This window comes from Aeromonas sp. MTB (genome assembly GCF_056632455.1).
Genome location: NZ_CP147026.1, coordinates 1475307 through 1496096, shown reverse-complemented (window position 1 = coordinate 1496096; position 20790 = coordinate 1475307). Strand labels below are relative to the sequence as shown.

Below are 20790 nucleotides of genomic sequence, written 5' to 3'. Positions count from 1 at the left end.
GTTAACCTTGGGCCGCCGGGCACGACTGGCAAGCACCGTCTGTCTCACAGCTGGCCAGATTCTTTTTCTTACCCGGTTTGAAATCAGTCTCGTACCATCCGGTTCCCTTGAGCCGGAAGCCTGCCGCCGATATCAGCTTGACCAGATTCGGCTTGCTACAGGCCGGACAGTCGGTCAGGGGGGCATCGGAAAGCTTTTGCAGTTTTGCCAATTCATGGCCACAGACGTCGCAACGATATTCGTAGATAGGCATGGGTCACAAGAAATTGAAAAACAAAAGGGCTGGCATTATAGAGGAAAACCCCCTTTTGGGTAAAATGGCCAGCAGCCTCCTTTCGCCAGTTTTTTGCACTCGATGGCAAAAAGCGGGCAAAAAATCGGCACGAATGCACCAAGAGCGAAGAGAATAGCCACCATGAGCCTCTATTTGGGCCTGCCACAGTGGTCCCACCCCAGCTGGCCCGGCCAGCTACTGGGCCTTGGCGCCAAGCCTGCCGAACACCTCGCCCACTACGCCACCGTGTTCAATTCGGTGGAGGGCAATACCACCTTCTACGCCCTGCCGACACCGGACACGGTACAGCGCTGGGCCGATGCGGTGCCTAATCACTTTCGTTTCAACTTCAAGTTTCCGCAAACCATCAGCCACCAGAGCGATCTGGTGAGCGCAGACAAGCAAGTAGCCGACTTTATTCGCCTGCTCGCCCCGCTGCACGACAAGCTGGGGCTGCTCACCCTGCAGTTGCCCGCCCGTTTCGGGCCACAGGGGCTGGCCAGACTGGCGGCCTTTATCGAGCGGCTGCCACGGGCGTTTCGCTACGCCCTCGAGGTGCGTCACCCCGACTTTTTCGCCAAGGGGGAGGCCGAGCGGGCCTTGAACCGGCTGCTGATGGAACAGGGTGTGAACCGGGTGATGCTCGACAGCCGGCCACTCTTCTCGGTGCAAGCAACCACGCCAGCCCTTGTCGATGCCCAGGGCAAGAAACCGCGCCTGCCGGTGCATCTGCTGGCCACCGCCAACGCCCCTATGGTGCGCTTTATCGGCCTGCCGGATCCAGCGGCCAATCACCCCTTCCTGCCCAGCTGGCTCCCCCACTGGCGCCAGTGGCTTTCCGAGGGCAAGGATCTCTACCTCTATATACATACTGCCGACAACGCCCAGGCACCTGAGCTGGCCCGTCAGATCACCCGCTTGCTGGAGCAGGAGATGGCCCCCTGGCCGGGGGAAAACGATCGCGCACGGCAGGGAGTGCTGCGCTTTTAGCCAACCCATTCTGCGGCCATCGTTTCGCTGCAAAAAAAGTGCTTTTTTGTGGCGTGGCAAGCCCTGGCGTCAAGACAAACGGCCATCAATCCTCTACACTACCGCCCCAAGTAAGGGTCCGGAACATGGCCCGTACGAACAGGACAGGTCCAAAGGATTTCATGACCAGCCACCCCGTTCGTAAACAGGTGATAAATCTACTCTGATGGGTGTCACACAACGACTCAATTGAACAATACAGCCGGGTGATGTCCCGACTGTCAGGTTGCGCCAGCATGCATACCAAAGATCAAATTTTTGCCGCCCCGATCGCCCGATTGGGAGACTTCTGTTTTGACGAACAGGTCGTCGACGTTTTTCCCGATATGATCCAGCGCTCGGTGCCGGGTTACAGTAACATCATCTCTGCCATCGGCATGATGGCCGCCCGCTACGCCCAACCCGAGAGCCGACTCTATGATCTCGGCTGCTCACTGGGTGCCGCGACCCAGGCGATGCGTCGCCATGTCAGCCAGCCCGGCTGCCGCATCACCGCGGTGGATCTCTCCCATCCGATGATCGAGCGCGCCCGCGCCCACCTCTCCGGTTTCAAATCCGAGGTGCCGGTGGAGCTGGTGGAGGCGGATATCTGCGACATCGAGATCGAGAACGCCTCCGTGGTGGTGCTCAACTTCACCCTGCAATTTGTCGAACCAGAGAAACGGGCCGCCCTGATCCAGCGCATTCACGATGGGCTGCGCCCGGGCGGGATCCTGATCTTGAGCGAAAAGTTCCGCTTTGAAGATGAACCGGTCAACGAGCTGCTCATCGATCTGCACCTCGACTTCAAGCGGGCAAATGGCTACAGCGAGCTGGAGATCAGCCAGAAACGCACCGCCCTTGAGAACGTGATGCGCACCGACAGCCTGCCGGTGCATCAGGCACGCCTGCGGGATGCCGGTTTCGTCCATCAGGATCTCTGGTTCCAGTGCTTCAACTTCGGATCCATGATTGCCATCAAATCCAGCGACGCCCAGCCATGATCGACTTTGCCAATTTCTATCAACTGATTGCCAAAAACCGGCTGAGCCACTGGCTGCATACCCTGCCCGCCCAGCTGCACGCCTGGCAACATGACAACCAGCATGGCGACCTGCCGCGCTGGAACCGCGCCCTCAACAAGCTGCCGGTGGTCTCCCCCGGCAACATCGAGCTGAAAAGCCGGGTCGAGATTGGCTCGGCCGAGAGCCTTGGCGAAGGTGAACGCAAGAAGGTCGAGAGCCTGCTGCGCCACTTCATGCCCTGGCGCAAGGGGCCGTTCACGGTGCACGGCATCCACATCGATACCGAGTGGCGCTCTGACTGGAAGTGGGATCGGGTGCTGCCCCATATCAGCCCGCTCGAAGGCCGTTACGTGCTGGATGTGGGCTGCGGCAGCGGCTATCACCTCTGGCGCATGGTGGGTGAAGGGGCTCGGCTTGCAGTCGGCATCGACCCGAGCCCGCTGTTCCTCTGCCAGTTCGAAGCCATTCGCCACTTCGCAGGCAATGATCAGCGCGCCCACCTGTTGCCGCTCGGCATTCAGGAGTTGCCGGAGCTGCGCGCCTTTGACACCGTCTTCTCCATGGGGGTGCTCTATCACCGCAAATCCCCCATCGAACATATCGAGCAGCTGCGCAATCAATTGAAAGATGATGGCGAGCTGGTGCTGGAGACCCTGGTGATCGATGGCGGGGTCAACGACGTGCTGATGCCCACTGACCGTTACGGCAAGATGCGCAACGTCTGGTTTATTCCCTCAAGTAGCGCCCTCAAGCTGTGGGTCGAGCGCTGCGGCTTCACCGACGTGCGGATAGTAGACGAGAATATGACCAGCACCGACGAACAGCGTCGTACCGACTGGATGATTAATGAATCCCTGAGTGACTATCTGGATCCAGACAATCCGGCACTCACGGTAGAAGGACACCCGGCGCCGAAACGTGCCGTACTGATTGCCCGCAAGGCCAAAGACTAGCCGATGGCGATTCAGGAAGTTACACTGACCCAATTCCAGGAAGCACAGTTAAATGAATGACATGAAAAGCAAATTAAAAGGAATGACCCTGCTCTCCCTGCTTAGTCTCGGCGGGTGTGTCAATATGGAAAAAGCGCCTCAGGTCCCTGCTCTGACGCTGGCCGAGCTTCGTAGCGAGCTGAGCCAGAGCGAGCAGCGCCTGCAAACATCCATGGAACAGCAACAGAAGCAGTATGTGCAGCAACAGCACCTGCTGGTTCAGCTCAACACAGATGTCACCAATATGAAAGAGTCCGTCAAGCAAGTAGACCACAAGCTCGCCACCCTCCCCTCCGAACCGCCCAAGCCGATGGCCATCCCCACCGAGAAGTGCCCGGCCCCCAATCAGGGTCACACCATCGATGGCAAGCTGATGGTCGGTGAAGCCGAGTGGATCTGGGTTGATGCGGCCAACGACGCCTTCCAGGCGCGGGTCGATACCGGTGCGACCACCTCCTCCATCAGTGCGCAGGAGATCACCATTTTCGAGCGCAACGGCAAAAACTGGGTGCGCTTCTTCCTGAGCCATCAGGAAGTGGACGACAAGATCCAGATCGAAGCGCCGCTGGTACGCCATGTACGGGTGCGTCAGGCCTCTGCCGACGATCTGGACCGCCGTCCGGTGGTGCGTCTGGCCGTGCGCATTGGCGACATGACCGAAAAAGCCGAATTTACCCTGAAAGACCGTAGCGACATGACCTTCCCTGTGCTGCTGGGTCGCGAATTTTTGAAAGACATCGCCGTGGTTGATGTGGCCCGCGAATATATCCAACCCAAACCCAAGCTCAAGGATGTGAAATAATCCATGGTTTCCCGTAAGCCGTTCTATTTGCTGGTAGCCCTGCTGTACATTGTCGGCCTGGGGATGACGATCTATCACCATATCGCGTTGGATGTGCCGCTGACGCCCGGTGAAAAGCGCCAGATCTGGTCCATCGAAGCCAAGCTGGAGTTTGAGGCGACCGGTGAGCCGGTGATCGCCTCCCTGGCTATTCCGGGCACCCAGCCCGGTTTCACCCTGATGAACGAGAACGCCGCCAGCCCCGGCTACGGCCTCTCCTTTGTCGAGAAAGATGGCGATGCCCGCGCCGAGTGGTCCATCCGCACCGCCTCTGGCCGTCAGGAGCTCTACTACCGCGTCGACATGATGGCGGATGCCCATGCCAAACCGGCCGCCAATCCGCAGCCGCCCGCCATCGAGAAGCAGATCGAAAGTGAGCCTTATGCCACCGCGATGAAGCAGATCCTCGAGCGGGCCCAGGAGCGCTCTGCCGACGGCTACACCCTGACTCGCGAGATCATCAAGGAGATCGAGAAGCAGGAGCAGAATGCCGAACTGCTGAAAAAGCACAAGAGCCGCGCCAACCTGATCGCCGAGCTGCTCAACAATGCTGACGTCCCCACCCGCGTGGTGCATGCCCTGAATCTGGAAGATGGCCGCCGTCGTCAGGAGCTGGTGGATTACCTGCAGGTATTCAACAGCCCGACCGACTACAAGCTGTTCAACCCGCAAACCGGTGAACAGGGCCGTCCGGCCAACCTGCTGCTGTGGGAATACAACTCCGGCGCCCTGCTGGACGTGACCGGTGGTCACAACTCCCGTGTCAGCTTCTCGATGATCGAGCAGGAGCAGCCGGTCAGCGTGGCACTGGCGCAGAAGTTCGAAAAATCAGAGATGATGAACTTCTCCATCCACAGCCTGCCGCTGGAAGAGCAGACCCTGTTCAAGGGCTTGCTGCTGATCCCAATCGGCGTGCTGATGGTGGTGTTCCTGCGGGTTCTGGTGGGGATCAAGACCTCAGGTACCTTTATGCCGGTGCTGATCGCGGTCGCCTTTATCCAGACCTCGCTGGTCACCGGTCTCATCGGCTTCCTGCTGATCGTCGGCACCGGTCTCATCATCCGCTCCTATCTGTCTCGGCTTAACCTGCTGCTGGTCGCCCGAATATCGGCCATCATCATCATGGTTATCTCGATGATCGGTATCTTCTCCGCGTTCGCCTTCAAGCTGGGGCTGACCGACGGTATGAAGATCACCTTCTTCCCGATGATCATCCTCTCCTGGACCATCGAACGGATGTCCATCCTGTGGGAAGAAGAGGGCCCGAAAGAGGTGTTCCGCCAGGGCGGCGGCTCTCTGCTGGTTGCCGTCATCGCCTATCTGGCCATGGATAATGAACTGATCCGTCACCTCACCTTCAACTTCCTCGGCCTGCAGCTGGTGCTGATGGCGACCGTGCTGTTGATGGGTAACTACACCGGCTACAAGCTGAGCGAACTGAAGCGCTTCAAGCCGCTGGTGGACGAGATGAAATCTGGCGTCACCCCGGGTAAGGACAAGTAACCGATGTGGTTCTGGGAAAAATACACCACCCCGTGGAGCCTGTCCCAATCAGGCATCCTCGGCATGAACAAGCGCAACCACTCCTACATCAGCCGCTACAATCCGCGCAGCCTCTATCCGCTGGTGGATGACAAGCTGCAGACCAAGCAAATTGCGCTGGATGCAGGGGTTACCGTGCCTGAGCTGATCGGTACCATCCGTGCCCAGCACGATGTGGGTCGCATCACCGAGCTGGTAAAAGATTGGCCGGGCTTCTGCATCAAGCCAGCCCGTGGCTCGGGCGGCAAGGGGATCCTGGTGATCCTGCGCCAGGAAGATGGCCTCTTCTACAAGCCCAACGGCAGCGCCTCCAACGGGCAGGATCTGGAGCGCCATGTCTCCAACATTCTGGCGGGGCTCTATTCGCTTGGCGGCAAGCCCGACGTGGCACTGGTGGAAGGCCTCATCAACTTTGATGATGTGTTCGACGGCTACTCCTTCGAAGGGGTACCCGATGCCCGAGTCATCATCTTCAAGGGGTTCCCGGTGATGGCGATGATGCGCCTCTCCACCGCCGCCTCGGACGGCAAGGCGAACCTGCACCAGGGCGCCGTGGGGGTGGGTCTGTGCCTGCGTACCGGTCGTGCCCTGCGGGCGGTGCAGTTTGGCAATCCGCTGCGCCACCATCCGGATACCGGCCTCGACCTCTATGAGCTCAAGGTGCCCCACTGGGATACCCTGCTCACCCTCGCCGCCTCCTGCTACGAGATGTCGGGTCTGGGCTACATTGGTACCGATATGGTGCTGGACAAGTTCCGCGGCCCCATGCTGCTGGAACTCAACGCCCGTCCCGGTCTTGCCATCCAGATCGCCAACGGTCGCGGCCTGGTGCCCAATCTCAAGACTATCGAGAAGCTGGGCCAGGTGAAGATGAACGTGGAGCAGCGGGTCAATTTCGCCAAGGATCACTTCGGGATCTTTGAGGAATAACTTCTTCGCTTGTGAACTAAGCGCGCCTATGGCGCGCTTTTTTTATGGCGATTGTCTGTCGGCATATCCCCCCACCCAGCCATTCGGATCAGCACCTCATTTCGAAACAACGAGTACGCCAGCGAACGGCTGCTTGGAATAGCGATGGAACGATGGAACGATGGAACGATGGAACGATGGAACGATGGAACGATGGAACGATGGAACGATGGAACGATGGAACGAGAAGAGTGTGGCCACTATGTCAGAGGATGGATAAATCTCAGGTATAAAAAAACCGGTGCCAAGGCACCGGTTTTTCAAGGAGAGTATGACCCGATTACAGGGAGTCAGCATTCTCGGACAGGTACTTGGCAACGCCGTCCGGAGAGGCTTGCATACCTTTTTTGCCTTTTTCCCACTGAGCCGGGCACACTTCGCCGTGCTCTTCGTGGAATTGCAGGGCATCGACCATGCGCAGCATCTCGTCGATGTTGCGGCCCAGCGGCAGATCATTGACAACCTGATGGCGAACGACACCGTTCTTGTCGATCAGGAAGGAGCCACGGAAAGCCACACCGGCTTCCGGATGCTCAACGTCATAGGCTTTGCAGATTTCGTGTTTCACGTCGGCGATCAGCGGGTACTTGACCTGACCGATACCGCCATCTTCCACTTTGGTGTTGCGCCATGCGTTGTGGGAGAACTGGGAATCGATGGAAACACCAATCACTTCCACGCCACGCTTCTGGAACTCTTCATAACGGTGATCGAAGGCAATCAGCTCGGACGGGCAGACGAAGGTGAAATCGAGCGGATAAAAGAAGACAACGGCAGCTTTGCCTTTGATGTGGGATGACAGGTTGAATGAATCAACGATCTCGCCATTACCCAGAACAGCTGCGGCGGTAAAATCGGGTGCGGGACGGCCTACCAATACCATATTCAATTCCTCTTTATGTGAAGTGAACAATCCGGTGAGGATTGGGCTACCTAGAGCCAAGTCCATCTAATTCAAGCGACAAACTATAGACCCGGTGGTAGATTAGTTAAATCAAATTAAATAGATAGCATTAATCGGGTTTTTCTATGCAACGTTGGCCCAGCCTCAAACAGCTGCAATATCTGGTCGCTCTCGATGAGCACAAGAACTTCAACCGCGCCGCCAAGGCCTGTCATGTCAGCCAGTCGACCCTGAGTACCGGGATCCAGACGCTGGAGGACATGATGAACCTGCAACTGGTGGAGCGGGACCACAAGAGCTTCATTATGACCCCGGTCGGCATGGAAATCGTCGAGCGCGCTCGCAATTTGCTCTCCGATGCACGGGATCTAATGGAGCTCGGGCAACATCAGGGCGGCGTGATGCAGGGGACGGTACGTCTTGGCTGCATTCCCACCATCGCCCCCTTCTTGCTGAGCAAGCTGCTGAAAGAGTGCAGCAAAACCTATCCTGACCTCGAATTGTTGCTGCGTGAAGACACCACCAGCAATCTGCTCAAGCAGCTGGAACAGGGTCAGCTCGACTTGCTGATCCTCGCCCTGCCCATCGAGATAGGTGGATTTCACTGCAAGACCGTCGGTCAGGATCCGTTCCACATGGTGATGCCCGCCAGCATGGCGGCCGGTCTGCATACCCCGTTCGACTACAAGGAGCTGCCCAACCAGAGCATCTTCCTGCTGGAGCGGGAGCACTGCCTCACCGAGCACGCAGTGAGCGCCTGCCGCCTGCGGGACAAGAGCAAGATCAACCCGTTTGCCGCCACCAGCCTGCACACCCTGGTGCAGATGGTGGAAGCGGGTCTTGGCACCACCTTCCTGCCGCAGATGGCCATCGATGCCGGCATTCTTGCCAACTCCGATCTGGTGGCCATCCCGCTGCCGGGAGAGACCTCCTATCGCGAGATTGGGCTGGTCTGGCGCCCTAGCACCACCCGGGTACAGACCTTCTACAAACTGGCCGAGCTGCTTAAACCGCTGATCAGCCACAACGAGTGACAACAAACGCCAGCCCTCGGGTTGGCGTTTTTCAGTTCCCCGCCACATTTTTCCTCTCGGAGACTAGGTCTGGAGCCAGATCCCTGTTTATGATGGAAAAGTTGTCGCGTGCCCTCCTGCCCCCAGAACGATTTGGCAGGATATGGCGCTCGGTAAATGTCTCGTTTGGTAGATCCGTCCGTGGAGAGAGCCCGATGTATCGCAAGCTGCTGCTATCCCTGCTGACTCTGCTGCTGGCCGCCTGTTCCAGCACGCCGGAGCCGCCTCCGCCCCCCCGGCAGAGCAGTGCCTTTGATGGCTTCTACCAACAGTGGCGCGGTGTTCCCTACCGCATGGGCGGCGCCAGCCGCGCCGGGCTAGACTGCTCCGCCTTTACCCAGCTCGCCTACAGTCAGGTGCTGGGCTTCAACCTGCCAAGAACCACCGAATCTCAGGCCAGCATTGGCAAACCGGTGGATCGCTACCGGCTGCAACACGGGGATCTGGTCTTCTTCAAGACCGGCTGGCAGCAATACCATGTGGGGGTCTACACAGGTGCCGGCGAGTTTATTCACGCCTCCACCAGCAAGGGAGTGATCCGCTCCCGCCTCGACAACGTCTACTGGAACAGTCGCTACTGGCAGGCACGTCGGGTGACCCAGTAGCCGCTCAAACGCCTGCTTGCGGCACAAGTTGCGTGCCGATACTCTCCGTCAATCCCTGTCGCTATGTCGGGACACACAACCCGCGCTTATAACTCAATTGGCCCCAAAGCCTGCATATCACACCATTTTGTGATAAGGTGGTGGCCAATTTTTAACACTTTCGCCTCTTTCTCATACGCTCTCTGTCCTGATTGACAACACGCGCGGCGATAACAAGCAGCGTGCGGCGAAAGTGGAGTGTGGCGCGACACTGCCGGACGGGTGTCCCACAGCTGCAGTATCAAGGGTTAAATAGATAAGGAGATCGTGCAATGAAACAGTATCAAAGCTGGCTGGGGCAATACCTGATGAGTCGCCGTGACGGTGACCACGCCATGGCATGCGAGATGGCGAGTTCCATCTGCGAGTTCTGGCAGCAGCAGGGTGATGAAAACGAACTGGACAAGTGGCAGCAGATTTACCAGAACCATCTGGAAAAGACCACCTGACCCTGACCGCTCCCTTGCTGCCAGCCACCCGGTGTTGGCAGCAAGGCCACTCGCGACCAACCACCATCAGCCAACCCATCTCCCCCAATTTTCCCGCTACGTTAAACCGCTACCTTCGTTCACTCGCGCTTTACCATCTTCATTTTTTGCTCTTGCGCACCGGCCTCGGTTCATTCCATCTCGGCCGCCATTTCCTGCGCCCAGTCGATAAAGGCCTGGATCTTGGGACACGCCCGATTGGGCAGGGTCGCCATGTAATAACGCTGCTCGCACTTGACCTCCAGCCCGGCAAAAGGGGCCACCAGCTCGTTGCGTGCCAGTCGCTTGCTCACCAGATTCTTGCGCCCCATGGCGATCCCGGCGTGATTCATGGCGGCGATGATGGCGAGATCCGAGCGATCAAAACCCATGCTCAGCTGACATGCCTCGAGGCTGACCCCGGCGTGGCGAGCCCAGCAGCTCCATTCGTCGGTATCCGAGTCAAATCCCCATGCCTGCCGATCATGGAGCAAACGGCACAAAGACAAGTTGGCGGGATTGCCGACAAGCCCGTGCTGCTCGGCATATTCCGGGCTGCAGACCGGCAGCATGTACTCATCCATCAGCGGGTGGATGGCAAGCCGCTCCGGGCTCTTCTCATCGAAATAGAGGGTCAAATCGATGCCATAACCATGCAGGTTGATGTTCTCGTTACCGGTGATGATATTGAGCTCGATCTGCGGATGCAGGCAGGAGAAATCCGCCAACCTGGGCACCAGCCAGCACTGGGCGATGGAGGGACGCGAATAGATGGTCAGGGTACCGGAGAGCTCCTGATTCTTGATCTCCAGGATCTCCTGATTGATGAACTCCAGCGAGGATTTGAGCGCCCAGAACACCCGCTGCCCATCCGTCGTCAGTACCACCTTGCGGTGAAAACGCTCAAAGAGCTTGAACCCCAGCTCCTCTTCCAGTGCGCTGATCCGGTGACTCACGGCACTGGGACTCAGCGACAATTCATCAGCTGCCATGGCAAAGGATCCGTGGCGGGCGGCCGCCTCGAAGGTGTGCAGCTTGGCCAGCTGGTAGCCACTCAGCAGCTTGTTGCGCGATATGTAATTATCCCCGTTATACATTCATCCCCCTCTTCGCAATGGCCACCGATGATACACCCACAAGCCACCTTCAGGATGAAGTCAAAAGACCCAAAGAGTGTGATTTAGATAAATTGTGACCAATGTAGCACCTTTGCATCACCTCAGCTCACCCAAGTGGTCGATTTCATCATTTGTCAGCCCCGCCTCATTTTCATTCAATAAGCGCATAAACAGTCACACACAACAGATGTCGAGGCGCAGTATGAGTTCAGAGGTATGGGTCATCGCTACCTTGCTAAGTAGCATCGTTCTTATCGTGGTCACCATAGTGAAGGGCAAGATCCACCCCTTTCTTGCCCTGCTGCTGGCCAGCTTCTATGTCGGCACCATGATGGGGATGGAGCCTCTCAAGATGGTCAATGCCATGGAAGAGGGCATTGGCGGCACGCTAGGCTTTCTCGCCGCCGTCATCGGCCTTGGCACCATACTCGGCAAGATGATGGAGGTGTCAGGGGCAGCAGAGCGCATCGGTCTCGCCCTACAGAGATGCCGCTGGCTCTCGCCGGATGTCATCATGGTACTGGTGGGTCTGGTGTGCGGCATCACCCTGTTTGTCGAAGTCGGGGTAGTGCTGCTGATCCCGCTCGCCTTCTCCATCGCCCGCAAGACCAGAACCTCGCTGCTGACCCTGGCCATTCCGCTCTGCACCGCCCTGATGGCTGTGCACTGCATCGTACCGCCGCACCCTGCCGCCCTCTATGTCACCAATCAGCTGGGCGCCGATGTGGGTTCCGTCATCGTCTATGGTCTGGCGGTCGGCCTCTTTGCCTCTCTTATCGGCGGCCCCCTGTTCCTCAAACTGCTGGGCAACCAGCTCCCGTTCAAAGGGGTACCCGATGCCTTTGCCGACATCAAGGCGCGCGATGAGGCCACTCTCCCGACCTTGAGCGCCTCGCTCTTTACCGTGCTGCTGCCCATCCTGCTGATGCTGGCCAAGACGGTCGCTGAGCTCAATATGGATCACGCCAGCCACCTCTATGTCGTGCTGGAGTTTATCGGCAACCCCATCACCGCCATGTTTATCGCTGCCTTCACCGCCTACTACGTGCTGGGGATCCGCCAGCAGATGAAGATGGAGGGACTGCTTAACAAGACCGAGGAGTGCTTCTCCTCCATCGCCAACATTCTGCTCATCATCGGTGCGGGTGGCGCCTTCAATGGGGTGCTCAAGGCAAGCGGCCTGGGCGATAGCCTGGCCACCATCCTCTCCCAGCTGGATATGCACCCCATTCTGCTCGCCTGGCTGGTTGCTATCGTGCTGCACGCCGCCGTGGGCTCCGCCACCGTCGCCATGATGGGCGCCACCGCCATCGTCTCCCCCATCATGGTGCACTACCCGAACATCAGCCCGGAGATCATGACCCTGGCCATCGGCTCCGGTGCCATTGGCTGCACCATGGTGACTGACTCTCTGTTCTGGCTGGTCAAGCAGTATTGCGGCGCCACCCTGAACGAAACGCTCAAGTACTACACCACCGCCACCTTGGTCGCCTCCCTGATGGCGCTGGCCGGTACCTTCCTGCTCTCCTTTATCGTGTAACAAGACCGAGAACACTATGAAAAACATCGACGTACAACAGCTCACAGCGCAATTTCCACTAGTGCAATCCCTGATCGCGCTTGAGCCAGTCACCTGGTTCAACCCCAACACCACCACTCTGGCTGCCGGTCTGCCCTATGTGGGGCTCGATAACAACAATGTGGCGGACGCTTCCACTCGGCTGGCCCGCTTCGCCCCCTACATGTGCGAGGCCTTCCCCGAGACCCGCACCAGCAACGGTATTCTGGAGTCCGAGATCGCCGCTATTCCGGCGATGCAGGCTACGCTCAACCGGCGCTACGGGGTTGAGGTCACCGGTCGACTGCTGCTGAAAAAAGACAGTCACCTGCCCATCTCAGGCTCCATCAAGGCGCGAGGCGGGATCTACGAGGTGCTGACTCACGCCGAACAGTTGGCGATCAAGGCTGGTCTGCTGTGGGAAGAGGATGACTACCGCAAACTGTTCAGCGACGAGTTTCGCCAGTTCTTCAGCCAGTACAGCATCGCAGTGGGCTCCACCGGCAACCTTGGCATGTCTATCGGCATCATGAGCGCCAAGCTCGGCTTTACCGTCACCGTCCACATGTCGGCCGATGCGCGGGAGTGGAAGAAGCGCAAGCTACGCGAACACGGCGTCATCGTGGTCGAATATGCCGAAGATTACGGGGTGGCGGTGGAACAGGGGCGCAAAGAGGCCGAGCGCGATCCCAACTGCTTCTTTATCGACGACGAGAACTCCCGCACCCTGTTCCTCGGCTACTCGGTAGCGGGCGAGCGGGTGAAAAAGCAGTTCGACCAGATGGGTATCAAGGTGGATGCCGACCACCCGCTGTTTGTCTACCTGCCCTGCGGCGTGGGTGGCGGCCCGGGCGGCGTGGCCTTTGGTCTCAAACTGGCGTTCGGGGATAACGTTCACTGCTTCTTCGCCGAGCCCACTCACTCCCCCTGCATGTTGCTGGGAGTCCACACCGGATTGCACGATGCCATTGCGGTGCAGGATCTGGGCATCGACAACCTCACCGCAGCCGACGGCCTCGCGGTAGGTCGCGCCTCCGGCTTCGTCGGCCGCGCCATGGAACGACTGCTCGATGGCTTCTACACCCTGAGCGATCAGGAGATGTATGACCTGCTCGGACTGCTGGTGCGCGATGAGCAGATCACACTCGAGCCCTCCGCTCTGGCTGGTATGGCTGGCCCGTGGCGGGTGGCAGCCAATCCCGAGTGGCTCACCGGGCGCGGTTTCGATGCCGCAACCATGGCACAGGCCACCCATCTGGTGTGGGCCACCGGCGGTGGCATGGTGCCCGCAGAAGAGATGGCAAAGTACCTGGCCAGCGCCAAGATCTAGGCTGTTTTGCCACATTTATCTGCAAATCAACCCGCCATCAGGGCGGGTTTTCTGTTTTGGGAACAAGGGGATGGGGCAGTTCTGTCGCAATCCATGGCGACAATTTCCCCAAGTTGGTCAGTTTGTGCTAAAATGGCGCTCATTTTTTGACATCTCGCGTCACGTTCGCCGCCAGATTGCCCATCGGGCTCTCTGCCCGGGTCGTGACTTTGCACCATCATGCCTGATGATGTTCCCCCCCAAGATGAGCCGACAGGCTCCCGTCAAGGTGGGCACCCTCAAGGGCACATGAGATAAGGAGATCGGGTAATGAAACAATATCAAAGCTGGCTGGGAGATTATCTGATGAGCCGACGTGACGGAGATCACGCGATGGCTTCGGAACTTGCCAACACCATCTGCGCCTTCTGGAAGGCTCAGGGCGATGAAGCAGAAACCAGCAAATGGCAGCAACGCTATCAGCAACACGTAGAGCAGGCGCAATAAGCCCCAGCACTCTTTCGCGATAAAAAAACCGGCGCACATGGCGCCGGTTTTACATTTCTGGCAAGCAGCAGATTACATCTGGTCGATCATGTCCTGAGCAAACTGGGAGCAGGAGCGCAGGGTGGCCCCTTCCATCAGACGCTCGAAGTCATAGGTGACGGTCTTGTTGCGGATCGCCGCTTCCATCCCCTTGATGATGAGATCGGCCGCTTCAACCCAACCCATGTGGCGCAGCATCATCTCGGCGGAGAGGATCAGGGAGCCCGGGTTGACCTTGTCCTGACCGGCATACTTCGGCGCAGTACCGTGGGTCGCTTCGAACAGGGCCACGCCGTCACCGATGTTGGCACCCGGCGCGATACCGATACCGCCTACCTGAGCGGCCAGCGCGTCGGAGATGTAGTCGCCGTTGAGGTTCATACAGGCGATGACGTCATACTCGGCCGGACGCAGCAGGATCTGCTGCAGAAAGGCATCGGCGATGACATCCTTGATGACGATGGTCTTGCCGGTTTTCGGGTTCTTGAAGGAGCACCAGGGGCCGCCGTCGATCAGCTGGGCACCGTACTCGTTCTGGGCCAGAGCATAACCCCAATCCTTGAAGGCACCTTCGGTGAACTTCATGATGTTGCCCTTGTGCACCAGAGTCACGGAGTCGCGATCGTTGTCGATGGCATACTCGATAGCGGCACGCACCAGACGCTCGGTACCGGCTTTGGACATCGGCTTGATGCCGATCCCGCAGGACTCGGGGAAGCGAATTTTCTTCACACCCATTTCGTTTTGCAGGAAGGCGATCACCTTGTTTGCTTCGGCGCTGTCGGCCTTCCACTCGATACCGGCGTAGATGTCTTCGGCGTTTTCGCGGAAGATCACCATGTCGGTCAGATCAGGACGTTTCACCGGGCTCGGGGTGCCGTCGTAGTAACGCACCGGGCGCAGGCAGATGTAGAGATCCAGCTCCTGACGCAGGGCTACGTTGAGGGAGCGAATACCGCCACCGACCGGAGTAGTCAGCGGGCCCTTGATGGCCACGCAATATTCACGAATGAAATCCAGAGTTTCGGCCGGCAGCCAGGCACCTTCGCCATAGACATGAGTCGATTTCTCGCCGGTATAGATCTCCATCCAGGCGATCTTGCGCTCGCCCTTGTAGGCTTTCTCGACCGCAGCATTCACCACATTCAACATGGCCGGGGTTACGTCAACACCGATGCCATCCCCTTCAATAAACGGAATGATCGGATGGTTGGGAACCTGCAGCTTGCCGTTGGCATCGACTGTGATTTTCTGACCCTGGGTCGGGATTACTACTTTGCTTTCCATCGGCATCTCCTAACTTCCGTTTGTTATCAACTTGTTTGTTGCGCGCGGCCATCTTAGCCCATTCATTTTCATAATAAAACGACAAGAAAGCATGTCAGACCAAAGAGGTAGCCACCCGCCAGTGCGCCGTCACCACGCCTTACCGACCCCGCCCCGTTATCCCTCCAGCTCGCTGGCCGCCGCCTGCGGCTGACTCAGGGAACGGTACTGGGAAGGGGTCAAGCCGGTCTTCTGTTTGAACACCCGGCAGAAGTAGTTCACGTCACTGTAACCGCAGCGACTGGCCACCTCCTCAAGACGAAAGCGGTACTTTTTCAGCATGAATTTGGCCCGATCGATCCGCACCCAGCTGATGTAATCGGCAAGGCGCATATGACCCTGCTCGCGGAACAGGTGGGAGAGATGGCTGGCTGAAACGTTGAAGCGGTGGGCAATGGAGTCACGGGTGATGGGACGGTGAAAGTTCTCCTGGATATAGATGCAGATCCCGTGAAAGAGCTCTGCCCCCCGTGGCCGATCCGTGGCGGACTCCAGCAACAGCTGACGGGCACTCGCCAGCAGAGCCTGCAGCAGGTGATCATCGGTGGGGGAGCGACCAGGATCCTCGGTCAGTACGTTCAGCGCCGCCAAAATGTGTTCGATCACATGGCCCGCCCGCGCCATGATGCTGTGCTTTTGCACATCGAAGAAATCGGGATCTTCACGGCGCTTGCTCACCAGGCTGAACCCCAGCTGGCGTTTGCCAAACAGCAGGCTCAGCACCGAGCAGTCGGTGGTCCAGAGCGGCTTGTTCCAGCCGTTGGGAGGGATATAGAGCGCCTGCCCTGGTAACACGCTGATCTCTCTGACCCCCTCCTCCCGGTCCCAGATCTGGTTGAGATACTCGCCACTAAAGACCAGCTCGAGGCGGGGAAAGTTGACCTGATAGCTGAAACTGGGTGGTACCCCCTGTTCACTGGCAAACCAGATTTGGTCAAATGGAACCTGTTCGCTCAGGGCTCCGTCGAGCAGTTGGCTGAAGATGAGAGACATGGTGATCCTGATCAAGAGAGAGGCAAGCGGTTGCGGCGCGCACGACCGCCCATGTTATAGTCCGGTCCACAGCAGTAATGCCACCCTTTTCTGCACCCGATTTTCTTCAAACTAGACGAGGCGTCCCTTATGAGCAGTAGCGATCTGCCCTCCTTTCTGTTGATGCAAAACCCGATTCAAGGCTATGACTGGGGCAGTCATGACTCCCTCACCACCCTGTTTGGCATTCCCAACCCGCAAGACAAACCCCAGGCCGAGCTCTGGATGGGGGCTCACCCCAACGGCTGCTCCGAGGTGACGCTGGCGGGCAGTGTGCAAAAGCTCTCTTCGGTGATCGACAGGGCTCCGGCCGCTGCGCTGGGTGAGGCCACCCTCGCCCGTTTTGGCAGCCTGCCGTTCCTGTTCAAGGTGTTGTGTGCCGAGAAGGCTCTCTCCATTCAGGTGCACCCGAGCAAGGCTCAGGCCGAAGCGGGCTTTGCCAAAGAGGAGGCCGCAGGCATCGATATCAAGGCGAGCAATCGCAACTACAAGGACCCGAACCATAAGCCGGAGCTGGTCTTTGCCCTCACCCCCTATCAGGCGATGAACGGCTTTCGCGCCATTCCCGCCATTCTGGCACTGTTCGAGCGGGTCAATCTGGCGGCCATCACCGATCTGACCGCAGCCCTTGCCGCCAGCCAGAATGAAGCGGGCCTGCAGCACTTCTTCCACCAGCTGCTGGTACTGGAAGGGGCGCGCAAGGAGGAGGCGCTGGCAGGGCTGCTGACCTATGCCGCCGCCCATCAGGATGAGGAGACGTTTGCCCTCATCACCAGTCTGGCGGCCCAGTACCCGGGAGATGTAGGCCTCTTCTCGCCGCTGCTGCTCAACGTGGTGACCCTCCAACCCGGTCAGGCGATGTTCCTCGATGCCTGTACCCCGCACGCCTATGTGCGCGGTACCGGCCTCGAAATCATGGCCAACTCGGACAACGTGCTGCGCGCCGGCCTCACCCCCAAATACATCGATGTGGCAGAGCTCTTGGACTGCACGCGCTGCTTGCCCAAGCCGGACGACCAGATCCTGCTTGCTCCCCATGTTGAAGGGGCGGTGCAGCACTTCGACGTGCCGGTACCTGACTTCACTTTCAGCGTCTACCCGGCTGGCGAGCATCAGCTCACCACTGCCAGCGCCGAGATCCTCTTTGCCATCGATGCAACCGTGATCCTCAAGCAGGGCGAACAGTCACTGCGTCTGGAAAAGGGGCAATCAGCCTTTATTCCTGCAGCGACTGGCAGTTATCAACTGCTGGCCGAAGGGCGGGTCGCCCGCGCCGGCAACCGCTGCTAATCAGCATAAGAGCCGACTCTCGTTGGAGGGGGAAGATACCTCCCCCTCCCAACAGCGCAATATGGCCTACCAGTCAAGTCCGTCTGTATCTCTACTGCTCTCTTATGCCTACCTTCCTTCAGGCATCTCGCTCTGAAGTCCATCCCTGACTGCATCCTGCCCACAACCAGCTCCACAGGTTTGTCGCCCAAGCTTGGCGCTACCCTGATGCAGATGACTGGGTTTGCTGATACGAAGAAAATTCCAGCCTGCACAAGCAACGGCGACACTCTGAGTATCCGAAAAAATGGAGGCAATAAAAATAACAACTCTACTCTCTACTATTTTCATCCCCTGATGAAAGCTAAAACAGCACATAGATGCATCGCCATTAAACCTTTCCCAGGCCATCATCATTCGGTCTGTAAACATTTAGCAGCCGTAGTCATACAGAACCATTAATAATGCAAACGAAAGGGATCTCTTTTGAATTTTCGAGATGCGGCCCTATTTTTTAGTCGTTCTATAATTTAATTCCAAGCAGACCATTCGATCTTTGTCGAAAATAATAACTCAATAAAAAAACAAGCCGTTGATATATAACCACTTTCTTTTACGCCACACCTTCAGGCTGACATAATCCGTAATAAAGCCAGGCTGCATGAACTGACAATTAAATCAATTTAAAAGCAGGGTAATGAGAGATTTGATATTTATTTTTTGATATGCCAGCCAAACCTCATTGCAGTAAAGAAATAGACCTTAAATACCCTCTGTGATTAAGATCACTTTTATTTGATTTATTTTTAAGGTATCACATCTATTCGCCGCTATAAATTTCACACAAAGATCCGCTGACAAAAATAGATAAAAGAGGATATATGCTGACAAAAATGACAATTGGGCAAAAGCTGACCATGGCGTTTACCACTCTCGCTTTGTTGATGCTGGGTTTTGCCTGGTTTGCCACTTTACAACTCTCCAATATTTACCGTGACGCCAGTGAGGTCAGCGACAATATCGTTCCCTCCATCCGGGCATCCAGCCAGATGCATGTGTCCTTGCTGGACGCTCGCCGTGCCGAACTGAACATGGTGATAGATGCACTGGGCAAGGATCCCGACTCCCTCAACAGCAGCACACAGTCTTTCGAAGCGGCAAAGAGTCAGTACATGGCCGCCGAGCAACGGTATGGATCTATGCCTTTTGTGTCGGAGCGAGATCGCAACATGTTTGCAGAGCTGAAAACTGCAGCAGCCAAATATTTTTCAGCCCATGGTGACTTGGAAACAGCCATACGGCAGGGAGATATTGCCAAGGTGCAGTCGCTGATCAAAAACGAATCCCGTGCAGCCCTTGAGCAGGCCGGACAGGATGGTCTGGAGCTGCGCAAGGAGAACGATCGGGTTGCCAACCTGCTGACCAAGCAGAGTGAGGCCTCCTATGAACGGGCAAAACTGCTGAGCACTACCGTCGGTGCGCTAACCTTGCTGTTCGTCGTTATTGTGGCCTGGCTGCTGATCCGGCAGATCCGCAATCCAGTGATGACCCTGCTGGAGCAGACACGCCAGGTGGCGGCAGGCAACCTCACCAGCCAACTCGACATGAAGCAATTCTCCCATGACGAACTAGGTAAGCTGGCTCAGGGGTTCAACGAGATGCAATCCAATCTACGCATGCTGGTCAACGAGGTATCCGGCTCGGTAGTGCAGTTGGGCGCGGCCGCCGAAGAGATCAGCGCGGTGGCACAGCAATCGGCTAACAACATGGGCGCCCAGCAGCATGAGCTCAATCAGCTGGCCACAGCCATGAACGAGATGCAAGCCACGGTACAGGAGGTGGCCCGCAACACCAACGACGCCGCCAGCGCAGCAACGTCGGCCAGCGACACAGCCGCACAAGGCAGCGAGACCGTCAATGACTCAATCGGCAGGATTGAAAAGGTGGCTACCGCCATCGAAGAGACTGCTCTGGTGATCCGCCAGCTGGGTGATGACAGCCGAAATATCGGCATGGTGCTTGAAGTCATTCAGGGGATTGCCGAGCAAACCAACCTGCTGGCACTGAATGCGGCAATCGAGGCAGCCCGAGCCGGTGAACAAGGTCGTGGTTTCGCCGTGGTAGCAGATGAAGTCCGCACTCTGGCCAAACGAACCCAAGACTCCACTTCCCAGATCAACCACATCATCTCCGAACTGCAGCTGCGTGCTAACGAAGCGGGCGTCACCATGCAACAGAGTCAGGATATGATGTCCGAGACGGTCCACACTGCTCGCGAAGCGGGAGCCTCTATTGCCGAAATAAGCAGCTCGGTTAACAGTATCTCTCACATGAATATTCAGATTGCCACCGCAACTGAAGAGCAGGGGGCGGTAAGCGAGGAGCTCAATCGCAATGTAGTCAACATCAGCAATGCCTCGGAAGAGGTGGCGACCGGCGCCAAACAAATGGCTCAGGCTTGCAACGACCTCAACCTGTTGGCAACACAACTGCAGGAGGTTGTACGCAAGTTTCGGACATAACGCCCGATTGCCCCCCTCATTCATCAGCCCAATAAGGCTGAAGCACTAAACAGCCCGCCATTCATAAAAGTGGCGGGCTTTGTCAAACAAGGAACCATACAAAACCCGAAGACACCCATGCTGCACATAACAAGTGATCAGTGGAGGGATTAACTCACATCAAGAGCAGCCCTCCCTCTTTCTGATTGTTCTCTCAACGCGTTTTGCCAGCACCTTCACATTTTCCGCCCTCAAAGTAGAACACAAATCTCCATACCTCCGAAGGCGAGACCTTTTCGTCGCACTCATGTAAGTAGCAAAACCAATCCACAATTCATTGTTTTTATTTAAAAAAATAAAAACACCGGTATGAGTTGGCTTTTATGATGATA

19 protein-coding genes are annotated in these 20790 nt (G+C 57.4%); 14 read left to right on the top strand and 5 right to left on the bottom strand.

Annotated features, from left to right (window positions below):
* Position 1: 1 nt before the first annotated feature.
* The gene (locus WBR25_RS06965) at positions 2-253 is read right to left on the bottom strand and encodes an FmdB family zinc ribbon protein (protein ID WP_005337686.1); all 252 of its coding nucleotides are present in this window, start codon (positions 251-253) and stop codon (positions 2-4) included.
* A gap of 162 nt (positions 254-415) precedes the next feature.
* Between WBR25_RS06965 and WBR25_RS06960 the strand changes: the two genes are divergently transcribed.
* The 6 genes from WBR25_RS06960 (at position 416) to WBR25_RS06935 (ending at position 6612) form a co-directional block, all read left to right on the top strand.
* Positions 416-1264: a DUF72 domain-containing protein gene (locus tag WBR25_RS06960; protein ID WP_479749618.1), complete on the top strand. Its 849-nt coding sequence runs from the start codon at positions 416-418 to the stop codon at positions 1262-1264.
* Between the two features lie 275 nt (positions 1265-1539).
* Positions 1540-2286: a carboxy-S-adenosyl-L-methionine synthase CmoA gene (gene cmoA / locus WBR25_RS06955; protein ID WP_005353159.1), complete on the top strand. Its 747-nt coding sequence runs from the start codon at positions 1540-1542 to the stop codon at positions 2284-2286.
* The gene (gene cmoB / locus WBR25_RS06950; protein ID WP_139734269.1) at positions 2283-3260 is read left to right on the top strand and encodes a tRNA 5-methoxyuridine(34)/uridine 5-oxyacetic acid(34) synthase CmoB; all 978 of its coding nucleotides are present in this window, start codon (positions 2283-2285) and stop codon (positions 3258-3260) included. The genes cmoA and cmoB overlap by 4 nt, the downstream gene beginning before the upstream one ends.
* A gap of 52 nt (positions 3261-3312) precedes the next feature.
* Positions 3313-4101, top strand: a complete 789-nt coding sequence (locus tag WBR25_RS06945; protein ID WP_005337698.1) for an ATP-dependent zinc protease family protein — start codon at positions 3313-3315, stop codon at positions 4099-4101.
* A 3-nt stretch (positions 4102-4104) separates the two neighbouring features.
* On the top strand, positions 4105-5643 hold the full coding sequence (locus WBR25_RS06940; protein WP_005337699.1) for an inactive transglutaminase family protein: 1539 nt from the start codon (positions 4105-4107) through the stop codon (positions 5641-5643).
* 3 nt (positions 5644-5646) lie between these two features.
* A complete protein-coding gene (locus WBR25_RS06935) occupies positions 5647-6612 on the top strand; it encodes an alpha-L-glutamate ligase-like protein (RefSeq protein ID WP_005337700.1) in 966 nt (321 codons plus the stop codon).
* A gap of 319 nt (positions 6613-6931) precedes the next feature.
* Here the strand turns inward: WBR25_RS06935 and WBR25_RS06930 are convergent, their stop codons facing one another.
* The gene (locus tag WBR25_RS06930) at positions 6932-7534 is read right to left on the bottom strand and encodes a peroxiredoxin C (RefSeq protein WP_005337701.1); all 603 of its coding nucleotides are present in this window, start codon (positions 7532-7534) and stop codon (positions 6932-6934) included.
* A 146-nt stretch (positions 7535-7680) separates the two neighbouring features.
* Between WBR25_RS06930 and WBR25_RS06925 the strand changes: the two genes are divergently transcribed.
* From WBR25_RS06925 to WBR25_RS06915, 3 genes are all read left to right on the top strand, one after another.
* On the top strand, positions 7681-8589 hold the full coding sequence (locus WBR25_RS06925; RefSeq protein WP_005337702.1) for a hydrogen peroxide-inducible genes activator: 909 nt from the start codon (positions 7681-7683) through the stop codon (positions 8587-8589).
* Positions 8590-8783: 194 nt separating this feature from the next.
* The gene (locus WBR25_RS06920; RefSeq protein WP_042083908.1) at positions 8784-9233 is read left to right on the top strand and encodes a C40 family peptidase; all 450 of its coding nucleotides are present in this window, start codon (positions 8784-8786) and stop codon (positions 9231-9233) included.
* Positions 9234-9544: 311 nt separating this feature from the next.
* Complete coding sequence (locus WBR25_RS06915) at positions 9545-9721, top strand: hypothetical protein (RefSeq protein WP_005337704.1); 177 nt, start codon at positions 9545-9547, stop codon at positions 9719-9721.
* Positions 9722-9891: 170 nt separating this feature from the next.
* On the opposite strand, the gene dsdC is transcribed toward WBR25_RS06915, so the two are convergent.
* The gene (gene dsdC, locus WBR25_RS06910) at positions 9892-10836 is read right to left on the bottom strand and encodes a DNA-binding transcriptional regulator DsdC (RefSeq protein WP_429042057.1); all 945 of its coding nucleotides are present in this window, start codon (positions 10834-10836) and stop codon (positions 9892-9894) included.
* Between the two features lie 223 nt (positions 10837-11059).
* Here dsdC and dsdX point away from each other — a divergent pair, with 223 nt between their 5' ends.
* The 3 genes from dsdX (at position 11060) to WBR25_RS06895 (ending at position 14231) form a co-directional block, all read left to right on the top strand.
* On the top strand, positions 11060-12397 hold the full coding sequence (dsdX, locus tag WBR25_RS06905) for a D-serine transporter DsdX (RefSeq protein ID WP_479749617.1): 1338 nt from the start codon (positions 11060-11062) through the stop codon (positions 12395-12397).
* Positions 12398-12413: 16 nt separating this feature from the next.
* The gene (locus tag WBR25_RS06900) at positions 12414-13745 is read left to right on the top strand and encodes a D-serine ammonia-lyase (protein ID WP_479749616.1); all 1332 of its coding nucleotides are present in this window, start codon (positions 12414-12416) and stop codon (positions 13743-13745) included.
* Positions 13746-14054: 309 nt separating this feature from the next.
* Positions 14055-14231: a hypothetical protein gene (locus WBR25_RS06895; protein WP_005337712.1), complete on the top strand. Its 177-nt coding sequence runs from the start codon at positions 14055-14057 to the stop codon at positions 14229-14231.
* A gap of 72 nt (positions 14232-14303) precedes the next feature.
* Here WBR25_RS06895 and icd read toward each other — a convergent pair whose 3' ends face one another.
* Complete coding sequence (icd, locus tag WBR25_RS06890) at positions 14304-15557, bottom strand: NADP-dependent isocitrate dehydrogenase (protein ID WP_005347179.1); 1254 nt, start codon at positions 15555-15557, stop codon at positions 14304-14306.
* Positions 15558-15713: 156 nt separating this feature from the next.
* Positions 15714-16589 (bottom strand): helix-turn-helix transcriptional regulator, encoded by an 876-nt coding sequence (locus tag WBR25_RS06885; protein ID WP_005361632.1) that lies wholly within the window; start codon positions 16587-16589, stop codon positions 15714-15716.
* A gap of 129 nt (positions 16590-16718) precedes the next feature.
* Between WBR25_RS06885 and manA the strand changes: the two genes are divergently transcribed.
* On the top strand, positions 16719-17918 hold the full coding sequence (gene manA / locus WBR25_RS06880; protein WP_479749615.1) for a mannose-6-phosphate isomerase, class I: 1200 nt from the start codon (positions 16719-16721) through the stop codon (positions 17916-17918).
* 860 nt (positions 17919-18778) lie between these two features.
* Positions 18779-20419, top strand: a complete 1641-nt coding sequence (locus WBR25_RS06875; RefSeq protein WP_216955590.1) for a methyl-accepting chemotaxis protein — start codon at positions 18779-18781, stop codon at positions 20417-20419.
* Positions 20420-20790: the final 371 nt, after the last annotated feature.

Excerpts from the sequence above, each read along its gene's own strand:
- WBR25_RS06960 (WP_479749618.1), top strand. The coding sequence starts at position 416 with ATGAGCCTCTATTTGGGCCTGCCACAGTGGTCCCACCCCAGCTGGCCC.
- WBR25_RS06885 (WP_005361632.1), bottom strand. The coding sequence starts at position 16,589 with ATGTCTCTCATCTTCAGCCAACTGCTCGACGGAGCCCTGAGCGAACAG.
- WBR25_RS06915 (WP_005337704.1), top strand. The coding sequence starts at position 9,545 with ATGAAACAGTATCAAAGCTGGCTGGGGCAATACCTGATGAGTCGCCGT.
- WBR25_RS06930 (WP_005337701.1), bottom strand. The coding sequence starts at position 7,534 with ATGGTATTGGTAGGCCGTCCCGCACCCGATTTTACCGCCGCAGCTGTT.
- WBR25_RS06920 (WP_042083908.1), top strand. The coding sequence starts at position 8,784 with ATGTATCGCAAGCTGCTGCTATCCCTGCTGACTCTGCTGCTGGCCGCC.
- cmoA (WP_005353159.1), top strand. The coding sequence starts at position 1,540 with ATGCATACCAAAGATCAAATTTTTGCCGCCCCGATCGCCCGATTGGGA.
- WBR25_RS06900 (WP_479749616.1), top strand. The coding sequence starts at position 12,414 with ATGAAAAACATCGACGTACAACAGCTCACAGCGCAATTTCCACTAGTG.
- cmoB (WP_139734269.1), top strand. The coding sequence starts at position 2,283 with ATGATCGACTTTGCCAATTTCTATCAACTGATTGCCAAAAACCGGCTG.
- WBR25_RS06895 (WP_005337712.1), top strand. The coding sequence starts at position 14,055 with ATGAAACAATATCAAAGCTGGCTGGGAGATTATCTGATGAGCCGACGT.
- WBR25_RS06940 (WP_005337699.1), top strand. The coding sequence starts at position 4,105 with ATGGTTTCCCGTAAGCCGTTCTATTTGCTGGTAGCCCTGCTGTACATT.
- icd (WP_005347179.1), bottom strand. The coding sequence starts at position 15,557 with ATGGAAAGCAAAGTAGTAATCCCGACCCAGGGTCAGAAAATCACAGTC.
- WBR25_RS06945 (WP_005337698.1), top strand. The coding sequence starts at position 3,313 with ATGAATGACATGAAAAGCAAATTAAAAGGAATGACCCTGCTCTCCCTG.
- dsdC (WP_429042057.1), bottom strand. The coding sequence starts at position 10,836 with ATGTATAACGGGGATAATTACATATCGCGCAACAAGCTGCTGAGTGGC.
- WBR25_RS06935 (WP_005337700.1), top strand. The coding sequence starts at position 5,647 with ATGTGGTTCTGGGAAAAATACACCACCCCGTGGAGCCTGTCCCAATCA.
- WBR25_RS06875 (WP_216955590.1), top strand. The coding sequence starts at position 18,779 with ATGCTGACAAAAATGACAATTGGGCAAAAGCTGACCATGGCGTTTACC.
- WBR25_RS06965 (WP_005337686.1), bottom strand. The coding sequence starts at position 253 with ATGCCTATCTACGAATATCGTTGCGACGTCTGTGGCCATGAATTGGCA.
- dsdX (WP_479749617.1), top strand. The coding sequence starts at position 11,060 with ATGAGTTCAGAGGTATGGGTCATCGCTACCTTGCTAAGTAGCATCGTT.
- manA (WP_479749615.1), top strand. The coding sequence starts at position 16,719 with ATGAGCAGTAGCGATCTGCCCTCCTTTCTGTTGATGCAAAACCCGATT.
- WBR25_RS06925 (WP_005337702.1), top strand. The coding sequence starts at position 7,681 with ATGCAACGTTGGCCCAGCCTCAAACAGCTGCAATATCTGGTCGCTCTC.